We start from the raw sequence: 22,966 nt of genomic DNA on the forward strand, positions 1-22,966 counted from the left end.
ACAGCGATGACCAGCGACCCTAGAATACCATGCGCCACGACGGAACTACCAGCCCTGCCGGCAGAGCAGAAGGCGCTATTACGCAAGCAACTGCGCCTGCGCCGCCGCGCCATCGATGCGGCCAGCAAGGTGGAGTGGGATCAGGCCATAGGCCAGCACCTGCTTGCATGGTGGCAGCAGGTGCAGCCAGCCTCGCTGGGGGTGTACTGGCCACTCAAGGATGAGCCTGATCTGCATGCAGCGTATGCGGAGCTGGCCGCGCGCGGCGCGCGCCTGCTGCTGCCCGTGGTGCTGGAAAAAGATGCGCCGCTGGCCTTTACGGAATGGCGTATCGGCGAAGCGATGGTGCAGGATGCGATGGGCGTGGCAGTGCCGCAGGACTTGCGCCTGCAGGCCGTCTATCCGGCCGCCTTGCTGGTGCCCTGTCTGGGCTTTAATGAGGGGAGATACCGTATGGGTTACGGCGGTGGCTATTACGATCGCACGCTAGCCGCTACGCCACGGCCACAGACACTGGGCATAGCCTACCAGTGCCTGCGCGCCGATTTTGCTGCGGACAGCCATGATGTGGCGCTCGACCACATCATCACTGAATAGCGGCGCCAGTCGCCGGCCGCGGGCCATCATGGCGCGGGCCAGCGGCTAGCTAGCGCAGTTACTTCACCAGACGCTGCCACAGCGCCGTGGTGGCCGCTGCCTGATTCATGCTGTAGAAGTGCAGCCCCGGTGCGCCGCCTGCCAGCAGGCGTTCGCACAGCGCGCTGACCACGTCCAGACCGAAAGCCTTGATGGACGCGCTATCGTCGCCGAAGCTGGCCAGCTTCAGACGTACCCAGCGTGGAATCTCGGCACCGCACATATCCGAGAAGCGCATCAGCTGGGTGTAGTTGGTGATCGGCATGATGCCGGCCACGACAGGTACATCGATCCCCAGCTTCTGGGTCTGCTCGACGAACTGGAAGTAGGCGTCGGCATTGTAGAAATACTGGGTGATGGCGGAATTGGCGCCGGCTTTCACCTTGCGCTCGAAGGCCAGCAGATCATCCTGCGGCGAACGGGCTTGCGGGTGGACTTCCGGATAGGCCGCCACTTCGATGTGGAACCAGTCGCCCGTTTCGGCCCGGATGAATTCCACCAGCTCATTGGCGTAACGGAATTCACCGGCCGCACCGTAACCGCTGGGCAGGTCGCCGCGCAAGGCCACCAGACGGCGGATATTGTGCGACTTGTACTCGTTAAGAATCTGACGGATCGATTCGCGCGTGCCGCCCACGCAGGACAGGTGGGGTGCAGCGTCTTCGCCGGCCGCCAGAATTTCCACCACGGTATCGAGCGTACCGCGCTGGGTGGTGCCGCCAGCACCAAACGTCACCGAAAAATACTTGGGATGCAGCTCGGACAGCTTGGCGCGCGTGACGCGCAGCTTTTCCGCACCTTCCGCCGTCTTGGGCGGAAAGAATTCAATACTGAAATTATGATTAGCCATCGGAGTTCTTCAAGAAAAGAGTCGTAAGAGCCCAGGAAATCACGCTATACAGCAAAGCACCGCCTATGGCCGACAGGAAGCTGTCGACATGGAAGCCGTCCACCCACTGGGCAACCAGCCAGAACATGAAGCCATTGATGATGAAGATGAACAGGCCCAGCGACACCAAGGTCACGGGCAAGGTCAGCAGCAGCAAGACGGGGCGGATCAGCGTATTCACCAGACCCAGAACCAAAGCCGCGACGAGGGCTGCACCGAGGCTTGTGACCTCGACGGAATGCATCAGGTAGGGAATCGCCAGCAAGGCAATTGCATTGATTAACCAGGTAAGGACCAAACGCATAATAGAGACTCGCTGCAAGTGGGAACGCTGTGGCAGCGCCCGCCATTGCGGGCGGGCGGCAGCACAGCGCCGGCCTAAGCCGGATTACGGATTAATAACGGTAGTGCTCAGGCTTGTACGGACCTTCCTGCGACACGCCGATGTAGGCGGCCTGTTCGGCGGTCAGCACGGTCAGCTGGGCATTCAGTTTCTTCAGCTGCAGACGCGCTACTTTTTCGTCCAGATGCTTAGGCAGCACGTACACGCCGACCGGATATTTATCGGTGTTAGCGTACAGCTCGATCTGGGCGATGGTCTGATTGGCGAACGACGACGACATCACGTACGAAGGGTGACCCGTACCGCAACCGAGATTCACCAGACGGCCTTCGGCCAGCAGGATGATGCGTTTGCCCGATGGGAAGATCACGTGATCGACTTGCGGCTTGATGTTTTCCCAGGTGTACTTCTTCAGCGCAGCAACGTCGATCTCGTTGTCGAAGTGACCGATGTTGCAGACGATGGCCTGATCCTTCATCTTCAGCATGTGCTCTTCGGTCAGGATGTGATAGTTGCCGGTGCAGGTGACGAAGATGTCGCCGTGTTCGGCAGCGTAGTCCATGGTCACAACGCGGTAGCCTTCCATCGCGGCCTGCAATGCGCAGATCGGATCGATCTCGGTGACCCAGACTTGTGCCGACAGCGCGCGCATGGCTTGAGCCGAACCTTTGCCCACGTCACCGTAACCGGCGATCACGGCGATCTTGCCGGCCACCATCACGTCGGTCGCGCGCTTGATGCCGTCGACCAGCGATTCGCGGCAGCCGTACAGGTTGTCGAACTTGGATTTGGTCACGGAGTCGTTGACGTTGATCGCAGGGAAGTGCAGCTTGCCTTCCTTGTGCATCTGGTACAGGCGGTGCACGCCGGTGGTGGTTTCTTCCGTCACGCCCAGAATGTGCGGCAGACGCTTGGAGTACCACTGCGGATCTTGGGCCAGATGGGCTTTGATGGCGTTGAACAGGCAGATTTCTTCTTCCGAACCGGGGTTGGCCAGCACCGAGATATCGGTTTCGGCACGGGCACCCAGATGCAGCAGCAGCGTTGCGTCGCCACCATCGTCCAGAATCATGTTGGAATACACGGCATTGCCGGCGGCGTCGGCTGGCCATTCGAAGATGCGGTGGGTGTAGTCCCAGTATTCGTCCAGGGTTTCGCCCTTGATGGCGAACACCGGCGTGCCGTTGGCAGCGATAGCGGCAGCAGCGTGATCCTGGGTCGAGTAGATATTGCAGGAAGCCCAGCGCACTTGCGCGCCCAGCGCTTCCAGCGTCTGGATCAGCACGGCGGTCTGGATGGTCATGTGCAGCGAACCGGTGATGCGCGCGCCTTTCAGCGGCTGGCTGGCGGCGTATTCCTCGCGGATCGCCATCAGGCCCGGCATTTCGGTTTCTGCAATCTTGATTTCTTTATTGCCCCAGCCTGCCAGCGAAATATCGGCAACGAGGTAGTCCTGGGAAGATTTGAGTACGGCGTTCATCACGCCCTCCTTTCATGTTTAGAAAAAAGTAACGTGAGCGCGGTTTGAGACTCCGAGCCTGGCGCATCAAGCGGCTGATTCAGCACTTATTGACGCGTCGCAACGCTCCTCGGAATGCGGATTTTACCATCAAATGCAGCAAAAATCAGCAAGACGGTGCTGCGACGGGAGCGAAAACCATGGTAACCGATCCACGTGATGCAATCTGGGCAGAAGCCTACCAACTGCACTATCAGGTGCACTACGCCGTGCAAATCGAACATCAACTACTCTCCCGCTGGGTGAAGCTGGATAGCACGACACGTATCATGCTGGCCATTGCATCGGCAGGCTCTGCGCTTGCCGGACTGATATTCTGGAATAACGCGAGCTACACTGTCCTGTGGCCGTTGCTAACATCGGCCAGTACGCTGCTCGCCATCATTTCGAAGCAACTTAATGTCATCGAACGAGTCAAACAGCACACTGCTTCGGCATCTGGTATGAAGACACTAAAGATCGACGTAGAAACACTCATGGTACGAATGCGCATCAATACACGCTTTCCCATCGTGCTGTTTGAGCGTCGCTTACTGGCACTGCGCGAACGTTTTCGCGCCGAATTGCAAAGTACGGATTTCGACCTGTTGCTGACTCGTGGCATACGGCAAGCCGCTCAGAGCGCCGTCGATGCAGAAATCAAAAACCGGAGTACTTTATGAATCGCGATGAATATCTGCGGCGCTATCTGCCGCTTAAACCACCGCCACCGCCGCCACCACGTCCCAAATAAAACGCCCCGCTGGCGCAGGGCGAGCGGGGCGTTGTTATGGCAGGCGGCGGGCCGCCGCGCTGGGCAGGATTACTTCAGGCCGGCGGCGTCGCGCAGGATGGCAGCCTTGTCGGTGCGCTCCCAGGTGAACTCTGGCTCTTCGCGGCCGAAGTGGCCGTAAGCCGCGGTCTTGCCGTAAATAGGACGCAGCAGGTCCAGCATCTGCACGATGCCTTTCGGACGCAGGTCGAAGTGGGCCATCACCAGTTCGGCGATTTTCTCGTCCGGAATCACGCCCGTACCTTCGGTGTACACGGTGATGTTGATCGGACGGGCCACGCCGATCGCGTAGCTGACCTGTACCTGGCACTGGCGCGCCAGACCGGCAGCCACCACGTTTTTGGCCACGTAACGGGCTGCGTAAGCCGCCGAACGGTCGACTTTCGATGGGTCTTTACCGGAGAACGCACCGCCGCCGTGCGGGCTGGCGCCACCGTAGGTATCGACGATGATCTTGCGGCCGGTCAGACCGCAATCGCCCTGAGGGCCACCGATCACGAAACGGCCGGTCGGATTGACCAGGAAGCGCGTGTTGGTCAGCCATTCACGTGGCAGCACCGGCTTGATGATCTCTTCGATCACGGCTTCTTCGATCTGCTTGTGTTCCATTTCCGGCGCGTGCTGGGTCGACAGCACGACAGTGTCGACCGCCACCGGACGGCCATTGACGTAGCGCAACGTCACCTGCGATTTGGCATCCGGACGCAGCCATGGCAGACGGCCATCTTTGCGCAGTTGCGACTGGCGCTCGACCAGACGGTGCGAGTAGTGGATGGCGGCTGGCATCAGCTCGGCCGTTTCATCGCAGGCGTAGCCGAACATCAGGCCTTGGTCGCCCGCGCCTTGATCGAGATCAATGCCTGCGCCTTCATCCACGCCTTGCGCGATGTCGGGCGACTGCTTGTCGTAGGCCACCAGCACGGCGCAGCCTTTGTAATCGATACCGTATTCGGTGTTGTCGTAACCGATACGTTTGATGGTTTCGCGCGCAACTTGAATATAATCAACATTGGCGTGGGTGGTAATTTCACCGGCCAGTACGACCAGACCGGTATTGCACAGAGTTTCTGCAGCAACACGGGCTTTCGGGTCCTGGGTCAGAATCGCGTCCAGAATCGCATCGGAAATCTGGTCGGCAACTTTATCGGGATGGCCTTCCGAGACGGATTCGGAAGTGAAAAGATAATCATTAGACATCGCAAGCTCCTGTAGATTGGTTAAGAATAACGGTCGCTTACCAATACGGCTTGCGACGCTTTAGCGACATTTATATTCCGCTTCGCAAGTTGTCTGTTAACTCAGCGGTTACTGCTACGTGGTATTTTACGCTTCTTTGAAATTTTTGGCACAGCAACACCGGCCCGCAGCACCGTTACCTAGATGAATTTCTCATGTTAGTTCCCATATTTCGCGCTCTTTCCATCTTACCTTTGCCAATATTGCATGCTCTGGGCAGCGTGCTCGGCTGGCTGGTGTACCTGAGCTCGGCCTCCTACCGGCGCCGCATGCGCGACAATCTGCGTCAGGCCGGCTATGGCCAGCACCTGTCCGCCGCCATCGCCGAAGCGGGCAAATCCATTGTCGAACTGCCCTTCATCTGGTGCGCGAAGCCTGAGCGGGTTTCGCGCCATGCCAGCGACGAAGGCTGGTCGCTGGTGCAGACGGAACTTGATGCAGGTCGTGGTATTGTGTTTTTAACACCCCATCTGGGCTGCTTCGAAATCGTCGCGCAGGAGATCGCCCTGCGCACGGAACTGATGGTGATGTACCGCCCGCCCAAAAAAGCTGCGCTCAAGCCGCTGATCGAAGGCGCCCGCGCGCGCGACAACCTGCTGCTGGCCCCGGCCAATATGTCGGGCGTGCGCATGCTGGCCAAGACGCTCAAAAAAGGCAAGCCTATCGGCCTGCTGCCCGATCAGGTGCCGCAGGAAGGCGAAGGCGTGTGGGCCACTTTCTTTGGCCGCCAGGCTTACACCATGACGCTGCCGGCCAAGCTAGCGCAACTGGGCGACGCCACCATCATCGTCACCTATGCGGAGCGTCTGCCGGGCGGACGCGGTTATGTGATCCGCTTCGTGCCATTCGAGGGTACGCTGGACGGCAGCGCGGCCGAACAGGCCCAAACCATCAACCATGCGATGGAACGCCTGATCGCGCGCTGCCCGACGCAATACTTCTGGAGCTATAACCGCTACAAGGTGCCGGCCGGTATCAGCGCTCCGGCAGAAGGAGCGTCGGCATGAAGCTGCTACTCGGTTTTATGTGGCTGCTGCACTGGCTGCCGCTGCCTGTACTGGGCCGCTTCGGTAATCTGATCGGCAGCCTGCTGTTCATCCTGCTGCCATCACGCCGCCACATCACCCTGACCAATCTGCGCTTGTGCATGCCGGAATTGACGGAAGCGGAACGCGTGATACTGGCGCGCCAGCATTTTCAAGCTTATTCACGCAGCGTGTGGGAACGCGGCATCCTGTGGTGGGCTTCGGAGGCGCGCCTGCGCCGTCTGATCCAGCTCGATCCGGGCAGCGTGCCGGTAGAACAGATGACGGCCCAGCCGACCATCCTGCTGTGCCCGCACTTCGTCTGCCTCGACGTGGCCGGTGCAGCCGTGGCAATGGAAACCAGTGCGTCCTCGATGTATGTGCAGCAAAAGAATCTGGCCTTCGACCGCGTGCTGCGTGCGGGCCGCTCGCGCTTCAAGCCCGTCAAGCTGTTTACGCGTCAGGATGGCATCAAGCCCATCATGCGCGCGCTGCGCGACAAGCTGCCCTACTTCATGCTGCCCGATATGGACTTCGGCGAAAAAGATGCCGAGTTCGTACCCTTCTTCGGCGTCGATGCCGCTACCCTGACGGCTACGGCACGCATTGCCGCCACCACCGGTGCGCAGGTGCTGCCCGTGATTGCGACCTTCCTGCCGAATTTCCAGGGCTGGCGTGTGAAATTCTATCCGGTGTGGGACAATTACCCAGGCACCGACATGGTGGCCGCCACCCGCCGCATGAATGCCTTTATCGAGGACCGCGTGCGCGAAGCCCCGGCAGAATATTTCTGGACCCATAAGCGCTTCAAAACCCGTCCGAATGGTGAACCGTCGCTATACCAGCGCGCACCGAAACCGTAAGCACAGACTATTGCGATGAAACTCAAATTCACCAAAATGCATGGCGCCGGCAATGACTTCGTCGTCATCGATGGCATTAATCAGGATATCCGCTTCACGCCCGAACAATGGAAGCTGCTCGGCGACCGCCGCTTCGGCGTCGGTGCCGACCAGATACTGCTGGTGGAAAAGCCGACCGCAGCAGGCTGCGATTTCCGCTATCGGATTTTCAATGCGGACGGTGGCGAAGTGGAACAGTGCGGCAATGGTTCGCGTGCCTTCGTGAAATTCGTCGCTGAGAAGGGCTTGACCAGCCAGCGCAGCATCACGGTCCAGACCAAGGCCGGCATCATCGCGCCGCGTCTGGAAGACGATGGCAGCATTACCGTGGACATGGGCGCGCCCGTGCTGGAACCGGCCCGCGTACCGTTTGATGCAGAAAACCTGCAAGGCCAGCCGCAAGGCGGCGACCTGCTATGGCCGCTGATGCTGGAACTGGGCGGCGCGCGCGAAGAAGTGCTGATCTCGGTAGTTTCGATGGGCAACCCGCACGCCGTGCAGGTAGTCGACGACGTGGATACCGCACCCGTCGAACTGAGCGGCCCGCTGATCGAGCGCCATGCGCGCTTCCCTAACCGCGTCAATGCGGGCTTCATGCAGATCGTCGACCGCCATCATATCCGCCTGCGTGTATTCGAACGGGGGGTGGGTGAAACGCTGGCTTGCGGCACGGGCGCTTGCGCTGCAGCCGTGGCCGGCATTCGCCGCGGCCTGCTCGATAGCCCCGTGCAAGTCGATGCGCGCGGTGGCCAGTTGTCCATCAGCTGGGCTGGTCCGGGCCAGCCCGTATTCCTCACCGGTCCCGCCGTGACCGTCTTCGAAGGCGAAATCGAGATTTAAGCGCGCAGTTTAAGCAGCCAGCAGGTCATCCACATGGGCCGCTACCGGCGCCCAGGTTTTCAGACGGTACAGACGCTGGCGGTAATTGCCTTCAATCCCATCGGCACTGTTATTGAACGGTTCGAACAGCCGCACCAGCCGGTCCAGTGCCTGCCGCTCGCGCGCCGTGCGCAGCAGCACCAGCCGGCGCTTGCTGCGGCCGTAAGTCGCACGGATATCGATCACCAGACAATGGCCCTGATCGGCCGCGGGAATATCGAGCAGCAGCGCTTCCGGCCGGCTCAGGCCGAACAAACAAGCCAATTCCAGCCGCGCCGTCAGCAAAGGCTGGCATTCCAGCGATTCACGGCTCAGGCTATTGAGTATGGTTTCTGCCCACAGCGCAGGTTTGGGTGCGGCGGCCACGCGCGCCAGCGCCGCTTCGGCGGCACGACAGCCTTGCGCTACGGCCTTCTGCAGCCAGTAGGCCGCGCGCACATCGCTCTGCTCGTCCGTACGGCGGTTACGCCAGGCATACATGCCGCATTCGAGCTGGGCACCGCTGTGTCCCATCTCTGCCGCCCGTTCCAGATAGCGCTGGGCCTCGGCCACACAGCGCTGGGAAAATTCCGGTTTCAGATAGATGCGCGACAGCGCAAACCATGCTTCGGCCAAGCCCTGCTCGCCGGCCAGCGTGAGCCAGCGGATGGCGCGCTTGAAATTGGCGGCGGCAATGCCGTGCGTCTGGCGCCGTCCTTCGCCATCCATGCGGGCATACCAAAGCCCTAGCGCCAGCTGGGCCTGGCGGTCGCCGCCATAGGCTGCCAGCTCGCGGTATTGCAGCAATTCGGCCTGCACTTCGTCGCGCTCGTCGGCACGCGCTTCGAGCAACTCGGCGCAGCGCGACAGCATGATCAGTTGCACAGGCAACACAGCCCAGTCCATATTGCGCGCCGCTTCCGCATCGATGGGTGCGCCGGCCAGCAACTGGCGCGATAAGGGCAGTGCCCGCTCCAGATACGCGTCCGGATCACTATTCCAGGCCTGCTCCAGCACAGCATACTGGGCCGCCGCCAGTCCGCTATCCGCGGCCCGTGCCAGCCACTGCTGACCACTTGCCGCCGCCAGCGTCGCGCTCTCTAGTCCGCCATCCTCGCACTCGCTATCGGCTGCCGTCAGCACTGCCCGCGCAGCCGGCTGCTGGGCCAGCAGCCACTGGGCTTCAGCGCAACCGCTACGGGCCGACACTTCGAGCAGTTGCAGCGCTTTGTCCTGCAAAGCCTGCACGGCCGGCGCCGCCCCGCCGTTCAATACCAACTGGGCCAGCACCAGTCCGGCCTGCTCAATACCGGCTTCATAAGCACGTTCATACCAGGCCAGCACTTCCGGCATTTTGTGCTGTGCGTGATCATAAGGAATGTAACTGCCAATCAACATCCAGGCTTCATCTTGCTGCTGGGCCGCAGCACGATCGAGCCAGTGCAGTGCCGTCGGCAGGCTGCACGGCAGGCTGGCACCACCAAACAAATATAGCTTGCCAAGTGCCAACTGGCACGCTGCATCCCCTGCGCGCGCGCCACGTATGATCCCTAGTTCTTCTCGATTCGCCATCGTCTCTCTATTACTCCGATTCATAGAAGCGGATGGTGCTCCCCGCCTGTCTGCTCAGGTCTATGGCAACCATTGGTAACGGAGAGTGTAGCGTGCCATTGGCGCCACACAGCAAACAATATGCTGAACATTTTGATATCGCTCAAAGGCGCTTTGCAGCGGAACGGGGTACGCTAGAGGCAAATAGATGCCTGTGTGAAAGGAATTGATACCTTGAACAGGGCAAGTCGGTAGACAGGGGCGCGTTTCATTAATACAACAGGAACTCCGTTTTAACGGGCTTTCGACCAAAATTAAGCGTCCTAATCGACCATTTCGACGATTTAAAGGCGGCAGCAGATTAAGGTTTCAGCATCCGCGGGGCTGCAACCACGCCCTTCAGCTTCAGAAGTATTGATGTTCACTCTTAAAGGAATAGCTAAAATGAAAAAATCTTTAGTGGCTCTGGCGCTCATGGGCGCATTTACGGGCGCAGCGTATGCCCAATCGTCCGTGACCATCTATGGCACTCTGGATGCAGGTATCTCCAAGCTGACTGGCGGCACCACCTCGGTCGGCAAGCGCGATAACAACAAACTCGGCTTCAAAGGCGTAGAAGATCTGGGCAGCGGCCTGAGCGCTCTGTTCCAGCTGGAAATTCGCTACGAACCAGACACCGGCACCATCGAGAACACTTCGGGCGCCAACAGCCGTCCACTGTTCCAGGGCCAGAGCCGCGTTGGTCTGCAAGGTGACTTCGGTACCGTACGTCTGGGCCGCGGTCTGACCGCCTTCCAGGAAACCAGCACCCAGTTCGAACCATGGAGCGGCATGCCTGCCGTGGCTGGTTACCAGACCGACCTGCAAGTAGCCGGCTACACCACCGACCCGATGAGCCCAGTAGGCAACTCGCGTAACCGTTTCTCCAACGCAGTGTTCTATAACAGCCCTGTGGTAGGCGGCATCTTCCAGGTCAACCTGACCGTGCAAGCTAAAGAAGCCAACAACAACCCTGCCATCGTCGGCAAAGGTACGGCTGCCGCCCCGCAATTCCCGGCCAACTCCGCACCAACCACCACTCCTTACTCGCTGAGCGCAACGGCCATCAACGGCCCGCTGGGTGTGTACGGTGCGTATGAAAAGAATGCCATCCAGAGCAAGATCTGGTCGGTCGGCGCGTTCTACAAGGCTATGCCTGAGCTGAAACTGATGGGTTCCTACCAGTCGCAAGACCAGACGGAAAACGTCACCATCAATCCTAAGACCAAAGCTTGGCTGGTCGGTGCTAACTACACCGTGGGCGCCGGTCTGGTACGTCTGGGCTACGGTCAGAAAGATCCGGACAATGTCCTGAACAGCCCAGCCATCGCCAAAACCAAACAGGTTTCGATCGGCTACGACTACAACCTGTCGCCACGTACCTATCTGTACATCGATGCCTCGAACAAGAAGGCAACTACCACGGCTAACTTCTACAGCCTGGGTATCCACCACAACTTCTAAGCAAATTACCGGCCCTACGGGGCCGGTTGCGGGCGAAGGGAAGCACGGACATGGGTGACCATGTCCGTTTTTTTCGTTTAGAATGAAGCTCGATCTTTCACCTAGTAAATAAAGCACCACCATGACTGTCCCACTGGATTCCACCCTCGTCGCCCAGTACCTGAGCGACAATCCGAAGTTTTTCGAAGAACACGCTGACCTGCTGGCGGAAATCAAGCTGTCCAGCCCGGTAACTGGCCGCGCAGTCTCGCTGCAGGAGCGCCAGATGGAAGTCATGCGCGACAAATACAAGACGCTGGAATTGCGCATGGGCAACCTCATGCGTCTGGCCTCGGAAAATGAAGCCATCGCCAACAAGTTCCACCGCTGGACCAAAACCCTGCTGGAATCGGAAGATGTGGGTTCCATACCACACGCTGTCACCAGCGGTCTGAAGAGCGCTTTTGATGTGCCGCAAGTGACTTTGCGCATCTGGGGTGCCGAGGCGGACTATCTGGACGAATGGTTTGTGCGCGGCGTTTCCGACGATGCGCGCATCTTCGCCAACAGCCTGCAAGCACCGTATTGCGGCACCAACAAGGACTTCGAAGCCGTGCGCTGGCTGGACGATCCGACCGGCATCACCTCGACCGTGATCATCCCGCTGCGCAAGCCCGGCAACAAGGACGCCTTCGGCCTGCTGATCCTCGGCTCGGAAGACCCGGCCCGCTTCACCTCGCTGATGGCGACTGATTTCCTGGTCCACATCGGCGAAACCAGCAGCACGGCACTGGCCTGGCTGCTGGCCTGATCTGACCATCATGAGCGACTATCCAGACCCACGGCTGGGCTGGATAGACGGCTATCTGGCGCAGCTACGCTCGCAGCGCCAGCTTTCCCCCCACACCGTCAGTGCCTACGGGCGCGACCTGCACGAACTGGCCAGCCTCACGCCGGGGCAGGACTGGCCCGCCATTGAACACACACAGATCCGCCGGCTCGCTGCCACCCTGCACGCACGCGGGCTCGATCCGCGCTCGATCGCCCGCAAACTGTCGAGCTGGCGCGGCTTTTTCGACTGGCTGGGCGAACAGCAACAAGTCTCCAGCAATCCGGTACACAACGTGCGCCCGCCAAAACGCGCCAAGACCCTGCCGCGCGCGCTGTCCGTCGACGATGCCGTGGCCCTCGTCAGCGGCGCCGCAGTGCACGCCGGCACCAGCCCCGAACCGGCCCAGTTGTGCAACCGCGCCATGTTCGAACTGCTGTACTCAAGCGGCTTGCGGGTATCCGAACTGACGGCGCTCGACCTGCAGGCCAGCCCGGGCGCCAAAGGCTGGCTACTGCCCGACAGCGGCGAAGTCATCGTCACCGGCAAGGGCAACAAGCAGCGCGTGGTGCCCGTCGGGCAGGCCGCGCTGGACGCGCTGCACGCCTGGCTGGCCGTGCGCCCGGCTCCCAGCGATGGCAGCAATGCCCTGTTCCTCAGCACGCGAGGCAGCCGCATCAGCCCGCGCGTGCTGCAGCAGCGCCTGCAGGCACAGGGACTGGCGCAGGGCCTGCCCGTGCATGTGCACCCGCACATGCTGCGCCACTCGTTCGCCTCCCATGTGCTGCAATCCTCGGGCGATCTGCGTGCCGTGCAGGAAATGCTCGGTCATACCAGCATCAGCTCGACACAGGTCTACACGGCCCTCGATTTCCAGCATCTGGCAGCCGTCTACGATCAGGCCCATCCGCGCGCCAAAGTAAAGTAGCCGCAACTGGCAGCGCCCTGCGCTGGCTCAATCGTGCGGTTTGCTCGCTTCGGCAGAATTCCGGCATAATCAGGCGCTTGCATTTTCGCACTTCACCCCCATCTAGCTTCCCCCTAGACCAGACTGGTACGCACCATGGCACTGATACCCACCACCATCCTCACCGGCTTCCTCGGCGCCGGCAAAACCACCCTGCTCAACCGCATCCTGCAGGAGCAGCATGGCATGCGCATCGCCGTGATCGAAAACGAGTTTGGTCAGGAAAATATCGACAATGAAATTCTGGTGCAGGACAGCAGCGAACAGATCATCGAAATGAATAACGGCTGCATCTGCTGCACCGTGCGCGGCGATCTGATCGTGGCTCTCAGCAAGCTGGCCCAGCAGCGCGAAGCCGGTACCCTGCAGTTCGATCGCGTCGTCATCGAAACCACCGGCCTGGCCAATCCGGGCCCGGTCGCCCAGACCTTCTTCGTCGACGAAGAAGTGGGCACTTACTACATGCTCGATGCCGTGGTCACGGTGGTGGATGCCCGTCATGCCATGGATCAACTCGACCAGCATGAAGAAGCCCAGCGCCAGGTGGGCTTTGCCGACAAGCTGCTGCTGTCCAAGACTGATCTGGTGACGCCCGAGCAACTGGCCACCCTGACGGAACGCCTGAAACGCATCAATCCGCGTGCTGCCATCAGCACCAGCGACTTCGGCCGCGCGCCGCTGTCGGAAGTGCTGGACCTGAAAGGCTTCATGCTCAACGACAAGCTGGAACTCGATCCGGACTTCCTGCGCACCGAACAGACCCATGAAGAAGGCCATGTGCACGACGAGCACTGCGGCCACCACCACCACGAGCACGAACACTGCGATCACCACGAGCATGGGCATAACCACCACCATGCCCACCACAGCGACGATATCGCCGCGTTTGTGTTCAAAAGCAACCGTCCGTTCGATCCCGCCAAGCTCGACGATTTCCTCGGCGGGCTGGTGAATGCCTACGGTCCGCGCATGCTGCGCTACAAAGGCGTATTGTGGATGCGTGAGGCCGACCGCAAGGTGGTATTCCAGGGCGTGCATCAAATCATGGGCAGTGATCTCGGTGCCAAATGGGGAGAAAACGACGTTCGTGGCAGCAAAATGGTATTTATCGGTAAAAATCTGCCGAAAGACATCTTTATTAGCGGTTTAGAACAATGTCTGGTATAAACTATCGGGGTTTTGTGGGGATGGCTAAAAAGCCACAAAATTCGGGCTGATTAAATGTAAACTCTGTCGTATCGAAGGTAAGCGAAGTTATGACCAAAACTAATAAATCGACCCCCGCCGCCGAAGCCGAACGCATCCTGACTGAAGAAGAAATTCTGAAGATGGATGAAAAGGATTATATGAATCCGGCACAAATGGCCTTTTTCAAAGCCAAGCTGCAAGCGCTGGAAAAAGAGCTGCTGAAGAACGCTGGCGAAACCACCGAACACCTGCGCGAAACCGTGCTGGTGCCGGATCCGGCCGACCGTGCGACCATCGAAGAAGAGCATGCGCTGGAATTGCGTACGCGCGACCGCGAACGCAAACTGCTGAAAAAAGTCCAGCAATCCATCGTAGCCATTGATGGCGGCGACTATGGCTGGTGCGAAGAAACCGGCGAACCGATCGGCATTCCACGCCTGATCGCCCGTCCGACGGCCACGCTGTCGCTGGAAGCCCAGCAACGCCGCGAACTGAAACAGAAGCTGTACGGCGATTAAGGCCGCGCTTCCCGAAAAAAGCACGCAGCCGCGTGCTTTTTTTTACTCTGCGTCACGAGGATCACTGTGGGACTGTTTTCCCGTTTCGGCAAGAACTCCAACCCGCCCGCCGCCGGCGAAGGCAGCGCCACGCCCCTGACGGCGGAACAGCAGCAGCAACGCCAGCGCGAACTGGCACGCGAAGCCGCGCGCAAGATCGACGAAATCGAAGCGGCCATGGCGGCCGACCTCTTCCCATCGGCGACACCAGCGGCTCCGGTTTCTGCCCCGGCATCGGCCCAGCCCGCCGCGCCGGCAGCGGAAGAAGACCTGCCGCACGCGGCCGCAGCGCCGGAAACAGCCGCCGTGGTCGACGAAGTGGCCATCCTGTATGCCCAGGGCCAGCTCGAGCTGGCCGCCGAACTCTTGCGCAACAACCTGCAAGGCAGCGCCGGGCGCGATTTCTGGTGGCTGCTATTCGACCTGTATCAGCTGGACGGCCAGCGCGATGCTTTCGACGCGCTCTCGCTCGACTATGCGCGCCGCTTCGAAACGTCGCCACCCGGCTGGACCGGCGCAGCGCCGGCGGCCCAGCCCTTGCCGCGCCTGACACTGGGCAGCCAGCACATCGCCAGCGCCGAAGAACAGGCCAGCCTGCTGGCCACGCTGCGCGCCAGCCCGCCCGAACTGCGCCTGAGCGGCGCCGAAGCACTGCTGGCACCGCTGCGCAGCAATCTGGCAGCCGACACGGAAACCCCGTGGCTGCTAGTGCTGGAACTGCTGCAAAGGCTGGGGCGGGAAGAGGAATTCGACCAGCTCGCGCTCGACTATTGCATCACTTTCGAAGTTTCACCGCCAGCCTTCCGGCCCGTGCCAACCAAGCCGGCAACCGGCGCGGGCACGGCTGTCTCTACGGCAAGCAGCGATAGCTTCGAACTGCCGGCCGCCATGCACGCCCCGCTGGCAGGGCTGCAAAGCCGCATCATCGTCTACGCGGCGCAACACCCGCGCCTGATCTTCGATGCTAGCCGTTTGCAAACGCTGGATTACCTGTGCGCCCAGCAACTGCTAGCCTGTCTGGGCAATCTGTCCTGTACCAGCATCGAGTTCCGCAACGTCAACCATCTGGTGGCGGCCCTGCTGCATCTGCTCGGCTTTGCTACGCTGGCGCGCATCGTGCCGCGGCAATACTGAAGCTTGCAATCGGCGTTTCCTGCCCCATATTGAACACTACGGCAGTTCGCTTATTCTTAGAGGTCACTATGGAACAATTTCACGGCACCACCATCCTGTGCGTGCGACGCGGCAACGATGTCGCGCTGGGCGGTGATGGTCAGGTAACGCTGGGCAACATCGTCATGAAGGGCACGGCCCGCAAAGTCCGCAAAGTCTACGGCGGCAAGGTGCTGGTCGGCTTCGCCGGCGGCACGGCCGACGCCTTTACGCTGCTGGACCGCTTTGAAGGCAAGCTGGACAAGCATCAGGGCAATCTGCTGCGCGCCTCCGTGGAACTGGCCAAGGACTGGCGTACCGACCGCGTGCTGCGCCGGCTGGAAGCCATGCTGCTGGTGGCCGATGCCAGCTCGACGCTGGTGATCACCGGCAATGGCGATGTGCTGGAACCGGAAGGCGGCGTAGGCGCCATCGGCTCGGGCGGCACCTATGCCCAGTCGGCTGCCAAGGCGCTGGTGGAAAACACGCAACTAAGTCCCGCCGAAATCGTCAAAAAGTCGCTGACCATCGCCGGCGAACTATGCATCTACACCAATCTGAACCACATCATCGAAACACTGGATCCAGCATGAACATGACTCCGCAAGAAATCGTCGGCGAACTCGACAAGCATGTGGTCGGTCAGGCCAAGGCCAAGAAGGCCGTCGCCATCGCCCTGCGCAACCGCTGGCGCCGGCAACAGGTGGCCGAGCCGCTGCGCCACGAAATCACGCCCAAGAACATCCTCATGATAGGCCCGACCGGCGTGGGTAAAACGGAAATTGCACGCCGCCTGGCCAAGCTGGCCGACGCGCCCTTCATCAAGATCGAAGCCACCAAGTTCACCGAGGTCGGCTACGTGGGCCGCGATGTGGATACCATCATCCGCGACCTGATCGATATCGGCGTCAAACAGACGCGCTCGGCGGAAATGGCCAAGGTGCGCGCGCGCGCCGAAGATGCGGCGGAAGACCGCATCCTCGACATCCTGCTGCCGCCGGCACGCGACTTCGGCTTCAATGCGGCCAGCGAAGCGCCGAAAGAAGGCGACAGCACGCGCCAGACCTTCCGCAAGCGTTTGCGTCAGGGCGAGCTCGACGATAAAGAAATCGAAATCGAACTGGCCGAACCGGGTGCGCAGATGGAAATCATGGCGCCACCGGGCATGGAAGAAATGACGGAGCAGATCAAGAGTATGTTCTCGGGCATGGGCAATGCGCGCAAAAAAGCCCGCAAGGTGAAAATCCGCGAAGCCATGAAAGTGCTGGTGGATGAAGAAGCCGCCAAACTGGTCAACGACGAGGAAATGAAGCAGAAGGCCATCCAGAACGTCGAACAGAACGGCATCGTCTTCCTCGACGAGATCGACAAGATCGCGTCGCGTTCGGAAGTGGGCGGCGCCGACGTGTCGCGCGCCGGCGTTCAGCGCGACCTGCTGCCGCTGGTGGAAGGCACCACCGTCAACACCAAGTACGGCATGATACGCACCGACCACATTCTGTTCATCGCGTCCGGCGCCTTTCATCTGGCCAAGCCGTCCGACCTGATCCCCGAACTGCAGGGCCGCTTCCCGATCCGGGTGGAACTGGAGTCGCTGTCGATTGCCGATTTCGAACGCATCCTGACCAGCACCGATGCCTGCCTGACGCGTCAGTATGCGGCCCTGCTGGCGACGGAAGAAGTTCAGGTGGAATTCGCGCCGGACGGCATTACCCGTCTGGCCGAAATTGCCCACTCAGTCAACGAGCGCACGGAAAACATCGGCGCGCGCCGGCTCTACACGGTGATGGAAAAACTGCTGGAAGAGCTGTCCTTCAGCGCCAGCGAAACCAGCGGCAGCACCATCACCATCGACGCGGCGTATGTGAATGCCCGCCTCGATGCGCTGGCCGTCAACGAAGACCTGTCGCGCTACGTGCTGTAAGCTTGGGGGGCAGACATGGCCAACAAGGCACTGGCAACACGGCAGAAAATGCGCATACGGGTGGAACCGTCGCAGCAGCCGCCACGTAACCCCGTGGCGCTGGCTGCCAAGGCCCGCTCGGGCGGTGCCGGCCCCCATGCCAAACCCCACGCCAACGAACGCCAGGCCGCCAAGCGCCTGCTGGCACGGCTGACCCAGAAGCTCGATCCCGATCCGGACGCCTGAGAGCTTGCACGGCAATGCTCCGGCAAAGTCCTTCCTTACGGAACTGTCCGCTGCTGCCGGTAGCGTGATACGATACCTTTTGTTCTTTTCACAAGGGTCTTCATGAGCTCACCGGAAATCATCCTGCAAGTGCTGCGCAGCCATCTGCGCGCGGCCAATGTCACCTACAAGATGCTGGCCGAGCGCATCGATATGAGCGAATCTAGCGTCAAACGCATGTTCGGCCAGGCCGATATGCCGCTATCGCGGCTGGCGCAGATCTGCAAGGCAGCCGGGGTGGCCATGGAAGACGTGCTACGCGCCGCCGCCGACGCCACGCCGCAGGCCGACACGCTCACGCTGACGCAGGAAAAATCACTGCTGGCCCAGCCCCATCTGCTGCTGATGGCGATCTGCTGCCTGGGTCACTGGACGCTGGAACAGGTGCTGGAAACCTATAACTTGACGGAACCCGAATGCATCTTGCTGCTGGCTGAACTGGACCGGCTAGGCTTGATTGAACTAAAACCGTTGAACCGCTACCGCCTGCGCGTCTCCAACGCGTTCCGCTGGCTGCCGGACGGCCCTGTGCAACAATTCTTCCGCGCCCACGTGGTGGACGACTATTTTGCGGGCAGCTTCAACGGCGCCGGCGAAACCCTGCTGTGCCTGCCCGCGCGGCTGTCGCTGCCCAGCGCGCAGGAACTGGTGGGCCGCATCCAGCAACTGGCGGGAGAACTTGCACGGCTACACCAGAGCGACCGCCGGCTCGCCGCGCAGGAACGCGACGGCTTCACGCTGCTGATCGGCTTCCGCTCGTGGGAGTTTTCCGCCTTTACGGCGCTACGCCGCAGCCCCGCTGCGGCGCCCGCTACCAGATAGGACCGAGGAACAGATAGCCGCTGCTATTGCCGCCCTTGGTAGTGCCGGCACCAAAATACAGCGGACCGAAACGGGTATCCACCGCCACGAAAGCACTCGCGGCTTGATGCAACGCGCCCCAGCGCAGCGGACTATCCGGGCTGTAGGCGCCGCCCGCCTCCAGCGAAAAGCCCAGCCGCACATCGCCGCCCAGCGCAGCCGGCATGGCCCCCACGCTGCGCGCCATCACCAGCCGTCCCAACACGGTCCGGCTGCCCATGACCGAACCCGGGGTCGATCCCGACAGGCGCAGGAAGCCACCCAGCGTATTCGCATTGATGTTGCCAAGGCTGCGCGACCACTCGGCGTACAGATGGCCGGCCCAGCGATTCATGTGGAAAGCTTGCAGGCCCTGTACCGACTGGCGGGCCAGCACGGGACCTTCAGTCTTGGCATGCATCAGGCGCTGCCAGTTCAGCGAGAACAGCGTGCCGCGTGTGGGAAAAGCCACTGTATCGAGGCTATCCACATTGAACGACAGCTCCTGCACCGTGCGCACTTCGCTCAGTTCCGCTGGGTTTTCCGGTATCGACTGGCTCAGCACCTGCTTGAGCCGCCCGACCGAATAGCGCAGATCGCCCCAGCGTCCAAGCTGGCGTCCCAGCGCCGCCAGCGCCATGCCAGACTTGACACGATAACGGGCCTGACGGAAGCCGCTGTTATCGAACACGTCGCCGCCTGTCGAGCTATAGCTGAGTTCCGGCGCGATATACCACGGCGACCCTATGCCCAGCGGCTGCCAGAACTGGGTGCCCAGCGCACGCTCCGTGCCCACCCGCGCGACGGTGCGTAACTCGCCGCCCCAGTCGTTAATCGAGGTCAGCACATGCATGCCTTTGAGCTCGAAGGAATTATTGTCGGCAAAGTCGCTGGTCAGTTCCAAGCCCACGCGCAAGCGGCTATGCGTCCAGTCAGCCTCGGTCGGTTTGATCAGCACCGTGCGGCCATCGCGATTGTCGCGGATTTCCGTTTCCACGCGCGCCAGATCGCCGCGTCCGAACAGGTAGTTGGCGGCCTGCTGCGCCTGTTCGCTGGTGACCTCGGTGCCCACTTTCAGGCCGGACTGCACCAACAGTTCCTGCGGATTGATGCGGCCACTGGGTGCTACTTCCACCTTGGTCAGCATCACCGGGTGGTCTATGCCCACCGGTGCCGACAGGCGCTTGATTTCATATGCGGCATACTGCGCTTCCGGCAGCGCCAGTTGCAGCAGGCGGGCGCTCATGGCGCGCACGGCCGCTTCGCCCGACTTCATGGCGCGATCATGGCGGGCGAAGTCGAGGAAGCCGATGCCTCCCAGATCGGGCTGCACCAGCACATCGCCGGGGCGCAGCTCCTTGAGCGAACGCTGCACATTCTGTTCAGTCAGGATCTGCAGCATCTGCTGCGCCACGCTGACTGCGCTGACCAGTTCCTTCTCCTGCGCCAGCGGCGTGCCCACATTGACGGCGATGATGATGTCGGCGCCCATTTCACGTGCCACATCGACCGGCAGGTTGCGTACCAGACCGCCATCGACCAGCAGGCGCTGGTTCACCCGCACCGGCGCAAACACGCCCGGCACGGCCAGCGATGCACGCATGGCCAGAAACAACGGGGTGTCGCTCAGCTCTACCAGCTCGCCAGTCACCAGGTCAGACGCCACGGAACGGAACGGCAACTGCAGCAGATTCACCGGCTTGTCGCGCGCACCATGAGGCAGCACCCGCGTCAGCGCCAGTTCCAGCGCCTCATTGCCGGCTGCCGCGGGTGGCAGCGAAACCCCATCCATGCGCGCACCGAACTCGATGCGCGAAGGCAGCAGCAAATCTTCTTCACGGCGGCGGTACACCAGCTCATCGCGCGGCGGCCGGTCGGCCACCACCGCACTCCAGTCGGTGCGCCGCACCAGCCGCTCCATCTGGTCAAGCGAACTGCCGGCCGCATAAGCGCCGCCCACCACGCTGCCCATACTGGTGCCGACTACGATATCGACCGGCACCCGCAGCTCCTGTAAAGCACGCAGCACGCCGATATGCGCGAAACCGCGCGCGCCGCCGCCGGACAGCACCAGCGCTACTTTCGGGCGCGGCTTGAGCGCTGCATCGGGAGCTACCGAGCTGGCAGCAGGCATATGGTCCTGCGCCACGGCAGGCTTGAGCGGACTGGAAAGCAAAAGGCCGCAGCAGAAAGCTGCGGCCAAAATACGGGAGATCAGCATAGAGGGCCTATTGCAGACGGTCGAAGCCGGGTACGGGGGCTATCGGAGCGGGAGTACTGGCCGGGTGTACGGCCGGTGCCGGTACGGCCGGCGTTGTTGGGGCGCCTGATACTGGCGGCTGCGGCATCGGCGTAGCCTGCAGCGGCGATGGTGCCGGCGTCGTGCTGGCAGTAGCATCACTGGCCAGTTCGATGCGCTTCAGGGCACCGCCTTCGGACAGCACCACATATTTGGCCTGCACTTCCTTGATGGTGACGCCGGGGGCGATTTCGCGGCCCTGCCCGTATGCCATCGCCGGCTGGCCATCGACCGAAATGATGGCGGCACTGTCGCTGCCATGCGCCGCCACCACACCTTTGAGCTGGTAGTTGCTGGCCGCAACCACGCTGATCTGGCCGCCGAACAGGCCCTTGGCCGCTTCCAGATTGAGCGGCACAGCCAGCGGCTGCGGTGCTGCCGCCAATGGGCGCTGGGCCGGCTTGAATAGCTGCAGCGCCCAGTAGGCCAGCGATGCCGACAGCAGCACCACGGCGAAAACAGTGAGGATTAAGGGCAAACGCTTCATGGTCTAAAGTTTTCCGGTTTAGCGAACCAGCTGGTTAATTTCGATAATAGGCATCAGCACTGCCAGCACGATCAGCAGTACCACCACACCCATGGCCAGAATCAGGGCCGGCTCCAGCAGGCCGGCAATGGTCAGGGTGCGGCGTTCCAGATCGGATTCCTGTGCCGCCGCGGCGCGGTTCAGCATGGCGGGTAGCTCGCCCGTGATTTCGCCGGCCCGTATCATGTGGATCAACATGGGCGGGAAGTGCTTCTGCGCCGACAGGGCACGCGCCAGACTGACGCCTTCGCGCACCGCATCGCTGGCCTGTTCGACCAGTTCGCGCATGGCCACGTTGGACAGGGTATCGCGGCTGGTTTCCAGCGCGCGCAAGATCGGCACACCGGAACCGGTGGTAATCGCCAGCGTGCTGGCAAAACGGGCCGTATTCAGGCTGCGCTCGAATTTGCCATACAGCGGCGCCGTCAGCAGCCAGGTATGCCAGCGCCGCTTGAGCACGGGATTCTGCAGCGCACGGCGCCAGCCTACCCACGCGCCCACCAGTGCGATCGCCACCACGATGCCGTAGTGGCGGACGAAATCGGAGATCGCCAGCATCACGATGGTCAGCAACGGCAGCTTCTGTTTGGTGTTGGCGAACACGGAAACGATCTGCGGCACCACATAGGTGAGCAGGAAAATCACGATGGCAAACGCCACCACCGTGACGATGGCCGGATAGGTGAACGCCAGCCGTACTTTCTGGATCAGCGCATTGCGCCGTTCGATGTAGTCGGCCAGCCGCGATAGCACGCGCGACAGCTGGCCTATCTGTTCGCCCGAGGCCACCAGCGCACGGTAGATTTCGGCGAAGTCGCGCGGGTGGCGCGACAGCGTATCGGACAGTGCTGCACCGCCTATCACTTCGGAACGGATAGAGGCGATCAGGTCGCGCACATAATTGCGCTCGGCCTGTTCCAGCAGCGCCGTAAAGGCTTGCTCGAGCGGCAGCCCGGCTTCCAGCAGGCTGGCCAGCTGGCGCGTGAACAGGGCCAGCTCGTTGGCCGACAGGCGCTCGCCCAGACCGTGGCTGCGTGCTGCGCCGCTGGCATCGACCTGCGCGGCGATGACATCGACTGCGAGCGGCACCAGTCCCTGCGCGCGCAGCTCGGCGCGGGCCGAACGGGCGCTATCGGCATTGAGGACGCCTTTCTTGCTGGCGCCACCGGCATCGACGGCTTCATAACGGAATGCTGGCATGGTCGCT

At 61.4% G+C, this 22,966-nt stretch carries 23 protein-coding genes and 1 riboswitch; of the genes, 15 read left to right on the top strand and 8 right to left on the bottom strand.

Annotation, left to right across the window (positions count from 1 at the left end):
- The first annotated feature begins 6 nt into the window (after positions 1-6).
- Complete coding sequence (locus GM655_RS14520; protein WP_155435407.1) at positions 7-597, top strand: 5-formyltetrahydrofolate cyclo-ligase; 591 nt, start codon at positions 7-9, stop codon at positions 595-597.
- A gap of 58 nt (positions 598-655) precedes the next feature.
- Here the strand turns inward: GM655_RS14520 and metF are convergent, their stop codons facing one another.
- The 3 genes from metF to ahcY form a co-directional block, all read right to left on the bottom strand.
- Positions 656-1,486: a methylenetetrahydrofolate reductase [NAD(P)H] gene (metF, locus tag GM655_RS14525; protein WP_155435408.1), complete on the bottom strand. Its 831-nt coding sequence runs from the start codon at positions 1,484-1,486 to the stop codon at positions 656-658.
- On the bottom strand, positions 1,479-1,829 hold the full coding sequence (locus GM655_RS14530) for a phage holin family protein (protein WP_155435409.1): 351 nt from the start codon (positions 1,827-1,829) through the stop codon (positions 1,479-1,481). Before GM655_RS14530 ends, metF begins: the two co-directional genes overlap by 8 nt.
- Positions 1,830-1,920: 91 nt before the next feature.
- Positions 1,921-3,348 carry an adenosylhomocysteinase gene (gene ahcY, locus GM655_RS14535; RefSeq protein WP_155435410.1) on the bottom strand — a complete coding sequence of 476 codons (1,428 nt, stop codon included), beginning with the start codon at positions 3,346-3,348 and terminating at the stop codon, positions 1,921-1,923.
- 28 nt (positions 3,349-3,376) lie between these two features.
- Positions 3,377-3,465, bottom strand: a riboswitch (S-adenosyl-L-homocysteine riboswitch).
- 62 nt (positions 3,466-3,527) lie between these two features.
- Between ahcY and GM655_RS14540 the strand changes: the two genes are divergently transcribed.
- Positions 3,528-4,049 carry a hypothetical protein gene (locus GM655_RS14540; protein WP_155435411.1) on the top strand — a complete coding sequence of 174 codons (522 nt, stop codon included), beginning with the start codon at positions 3,528-3,530 and terminating at the stop codon, positions 4,047-4,049.
- A 140-nt stretch (positions 4,050-4,189) separates the two neighbouring features.
- Here GM655_RS14540 and metK read toward each other — a convergent pair whose 3' ends face one another.
- Positions 4,190-5,356: a methionine adenosyltransferase gene (metK, locus tag GM655_RS14545; RefSeq protein WP_155435412.1), complete on the bottom strand. Its 1,167-nt coding sequence runs from the start codon at positions 5,354-5,356 to the stop codon at positions 4,190-4,192.
- Positions 5,357-5,550: 194 nt separating this feature from the next.
- Here metK and GM655_RS14550 point away from each other — a divergent pair, with 194 nt between their 5' ends.
- From GM655_RS14550 to dapF, 3 genes are read left to right on the top strand one after another with little or no spacing between them, the layout of a single operon-like run.
- Positions 5,551-6,402 carry a lysophospholipid acyltransferase family protein gene (locus GM655_RS14550; protein ID WP_155435413.1) on the top strand — a complete coding sequence of 284 codons (852 nt, stop codon included), beginning with the start codon at positions 5,551-5,553 and terminating at the stop codon, positions 6,400-6,402.
- Positions 6,399-7,283 (top strand): LpxL/LpxP family acyltransferase, encoded by an 885-nt coding sequence (locus GM655_RS14555; RefSeq protein WP_155435414.1) that lies wholly within the window; start codon positions 6,399-6,401, stop codon positions 7,281-7,283. Before GM655_RS14550 ends, GM655_RS14555 begins: the two co-directional genes overlap by 4 nt.
- Positions 7,284-7,298: 15 nt before the next feature.
- Positions 7,299-8,162 (top strand): diaminopimelate epimerase, encoded by an 864-nt coding sequence (dapF, locus tag GM655_RS14560; RefSeq protein WP_155435415.1) that lies wholly within the window; start codon positions 7,299-7,301, stop codon positions 8,160-8,162.
- 9 nt (positions 8,163-8,171) lie between these two features.
- Here the strand turns inward: dapF and GM655_RS14565 are convergent, their stop codons facing one another.
- The gene (locus tag GM655_RS14565) at positions 8,172-9,752 is read right to left on the bottom strand and encodes a tetratricopeptide repeat protein (RefSeq protein WP_196308775.1); all 1,581 of its coding nucleotides are present in this window, start codon (positions 9,750-9,752) and stop codon (positions 8,172-8,174) included.
- Between the two features lie 423 nt (positions 9,753-10,175).
- Here GM655_RS14565 and GM655_RS14570 point away from each other — a divergent pair, with 423 nt between their 5' ends.
- From GM655_RS14570 to GM655_RS14615, 10 genes are all read left to right on the top strand, one after another.
- A complete protein-coding gene (locus GM655_RS14570) occupies positions 10,176-11,234 on the top strand; it encodes a porin (RefSeq protein ID WP_155435417.1) in 1,059 nt (352 codons plus the stop codon).
- Between the two features lie 121 nt (positions 11,235-11,355).
- The gene (locus GM655_RS14575) at positions 11,356-12,024 is read left to right on the top strand and encodes a DUF484 family protein (RefSeq protein WP_155435418.1); all 669 of its coding nucleotides are present in this window, start codon (positions 11,356-11,358) and stop codon (positions 12,022-12,024) included.
- Between the two features lie 10 nt (positions 12,025-12,034).
- Positions 12,035-12,970 (top strand): tyrosine recombinase XerC, encoded by a 936-nt coding sequence (locus tag GM655_RS14580; RefSeq protein WP_155435419.1) that lies wholly within the window; start codon positions 12,035-12,037, stop codon positions 12,968-12,970.
- A gap of 135 nt (positions 12,971-13,105) precedes the next feature.
- Positions 13,106-14,176: a CobW family GTP-binding protein gene (locus GM655_RS14585; RefSeq protein WP_155435420.1), complete on the top strand. Its 1,071-nt coding sequence runs from the start codon at positions 13,106-13,108 to the stop codon at positions 14,174-14,176.
- Between the two features lie 89 nt (positions 14,177-14,265).
- Positions 14,266-14,715 (top strand): RNA polymerase-binding protein DksA, encoded by a 450-nt coding sequence (gene dksA / locus GM655_RS14590; RefSeq protein ID WP_155435421.1) that lies wholly within the window; start codon positions 14,266-14,268, stop codon positions 14,713-14,715.
- 66 nt (positions 14,716-14,781) lie between these two features.
- Complete coding sequence (locus GM655_RS14595; protein ID WP_155435422.1) at positions 14,782-15,888, top strand: hypothetical protein; 1,107 nt, start codon at positions 14,782-14,784, stop codon at positions 15,886-15,888.
- A gap of 68 nt (positions 15,889-15,956) precedes the next feature.
- Positions 15,957-16,499: an ATP-dependent protease subunit HslV gene (gene hslV / locus GM655_RS14600; protein WP_155435423.1), complete on the top strand. Its 543-nt coding sequence runs from the start codon at positions 15,957-15,959 to the stop codon at positions 16,497-16,499.
- Positions 16,496-17,830 (top strand): ATP-dependent protease ATPase subunit HslU, encoded by a 1,335-nt coding sequence (hslU, locus tag GM655_RS14605; RefSeq protein ID WP_196308776.1) that lies wholly within the window; start codon positions 16,496-16,498, stop codon positions 17,828-17,830. Before hslV ends, hslU begins: the two co-directional genes overlap by 4 nt.
- 15 nt (positions 17,831-17,845) lie before the next feature.
- Positions 17,846-18,055: a hypothetical protein gene (locus tag GM655_RS14610; protein WP_155435424.1), complete on the top strand. Its 210-nt coding sequence runs from the start codon at positions 17,846-17,848 to the stop codon at positions 18,053-18,055.
- A 102-nt stretch (positions 18,056-18,157) separates the two neighbouring features.
- On the top strand, positions 18,158-18,916 hold the full coding sequence (locus GM655_RS14615; RefSeq protein WP_155435425.1) for a helix-turn-helix domain-containing protein: 759 nt from the start codon (positions 18,158-18,160) through the stop codon (positions 18,914-18,916).
- Here the strand turns inward: GM655_RS14615 and GM655_RS14620 are convergent.
- Genes GM655_RS14620 through gspF form a run of 3 tightly spaced genes read right to left on the bottom strand, consistent with a single transcriptional unit; the run spans position 18,906 to position 22,959 of the window.
- Entirely contained in the window at positions 18,906-21,155 is a 2,250-nt protein-coding gene (locus tag GM655_RS14620) for a patatin-like phospholipase family protein (protein ID WP_155435426.1), read from the bottom strand. The genes GM655_RS14615 and GM655_RS14620 overlap by 11 nt on opposite strands.
- A 7-nt stretch (positions 21,156-21,162) precedes the next feature.
- Positions 21,163-21,720 (bottom strand): type II secretion system protein N, encoded by a 558-nt coding sequence (locus GM655_RS14625; protein ID WP_155435427.1) that lies wholly within the window; start codon positions 21,718-21,720, stop codon positions 21,163-21,165.
- A gap of 18 nt (positions 21,721-21,738) precedes the next feature.
- On the bottom strand, positions 21,739-22,959 hold the full coding sequence (gspF, locus tag GM655_RS14630; protein WP_155435428.1) for a type II secretion system inner membrane protein GspF: 1,221 nt from the start codon (positions 22,957-22,959) through the stop codon (positions 21,739-21,741).
- Between the last annotated feature and the right edge of the window lie 7 nt (positions 22,960-22,966).

The organism is Pseudoduganella danionis, from assembly GCF_009720775.1.
In the GTDB taxonomy this organism is placed as follows: domain Bacteria; phylum Pseudomonadota; class Gammaproteobacteria; order Burkholderiales; family Burkholderiaceae_D; genus Rugamonas; species Rugamonas danionis.

Bases quoted from the DNA above. Each gene is read 5' to 3' on its own strand.
- GM655_RS14520 (WP_155435407.1), top strand. From the start codon at position 7: ATGACCAGCGACCCTAGAATACCATGCGCCACGACGGAACTACCAGCC.
- metF (WP_155435408.1), bottom strand. From the start codon at position 1,486: ATGGCTAATCATAATTTCAGTATTGAATTCTTTCCGCCCAAGACGGCG.
- GM655_RS14530 (WP_155435409.1), bottom strand. From the start codon at position 1,829: ATGCGTTTGGTCCTTACCTGGTTAATCAATGCAATTGCCTTGCTGGCG.
- ahcY (WP_155435410.1), bottom strand. From the start codon at position 3,348: ATGAACGCCGTACTCAAATCTTCCCAGGACTACCTCGTTGCCGATATT.
- GM655_RS14540 (WP_155435411.1), top strand. From the start codon at position 3,528: ATGGTAACCGATCCACGTGATGCAATCTGGGCAGAAGCCTACCAACTG.
- metK (WP_155435412.1), bottom strand. From the start codon at position 5,356: ATGTCTAATGATTATCTTTTCACTTCCGAATCCGTCTCGGAAGGCCAT.
- GM655_RS14550 (WP_155435413.1), top strand. From the start codon at position 5,551: ATGTTAGTTCCCATATTTCGCGCTCTTTCCATCTTACCTTTGCCAATA.
- GM655_RS14555 (WP_155435414.1), top strand. From the start codon at position 6,399: ATGAAGCTGCTACTCGGTTTTATGTGGCTGCTGCACTGGCTGCCGCTG.
- dapF (WP_155435415.1), top strand. From the start codon at position 7,299: ATGAAACTCAAATTCACCAAAATGCATGGCGCCGGCAATGACTTCGTC.
- GM655_RS14565 (WP_196308775.1), bottom strand. From the start codon at position 9,752: ATGGCGAATCGAGAAGAACTAGGGATCATACGTGGCGCGCGCGCAGGG.
- GM655_RS14570 (WP_155435417.1), top strand. From the start codon at position 10,176: ATGAAAAAATCTTTAGTGGCTCTGGCGCTCATGGGCGCATTTACGGGC.
- GM655_RS14575 (WP_155435418.1), top strand. From the start codon at position 11,356: ATGACTGTCCCACTGGATTCCACCCTCGTCGCCCAGTACCTGAGCGAC.
- GM655_RS14580 (WP_155435419.1), top strand. From the start codon at position 12,035: ATGAGCGACTATCCAGACCCACGGCTGGGCTGGATAGACGGCTATCTG.
- GM655_RS14585 (WP_155435420.1), top strand. From the start codon at position 13,106: ATGGCACTGATACCCACCACCATCCTCACCGGCTTCCTCGGCGCCGGC.
- dksA (WP_155435421.1), top strand. From the start codon at position 14,266: ATGACCAAAACTAATAAATCGACCCCCGCCGCCGAAGCCGAACGCATC.
- hslV (WP_155435423.1), top strand. From the start codon at position 15,957: ATGGAACAATTTCACGGCACCACCATCCTGTGCGTGCGACGCGGCAAC.
- hslU (WP_196308776.1), top strand. From the start codon at position 16,496: ATGAACATGACTCCGCAAGAAATCGTCGGCGAACTCGACAAGCATGTG.
- GM655_RS14610 (WP_155435424.1), top strand. From the start codon at position 17,846: ATGGCCAACAAGGCACTGGCAACACGGCAGAAAATGCGCATACGGGTG.
- GM655_RS14615 (WP_155435425.1), top strand. From the start codon at position 18,158: ATGAGCTCACCGGAAATCATCCTGCAAGTGCTGCGCAGCCATCTGCGC.
- GM655_RS14620 (WP_155435426.1), bottom strand. From the start codon at position 21,155: ATGCTGATCTCCCGTATTTTGGCCGCAGCTTTCTGCTGCGGCCTTTTG.
- GM655_RS14625 (WP_155435427.1), bottom strand. From the start codon at position 21,720: ATGAAGCGTTTGCCCTTAATCCTCACTGTTTTCGCCGTGGTGCTGCTG.
- gspF (WP_155435428.1), bottom strand. From the start codon at position 22,959: ATGCCAGCATTCCGTTATGAAGCCGTCGATGCCGGTGGCGCCAGCAAG.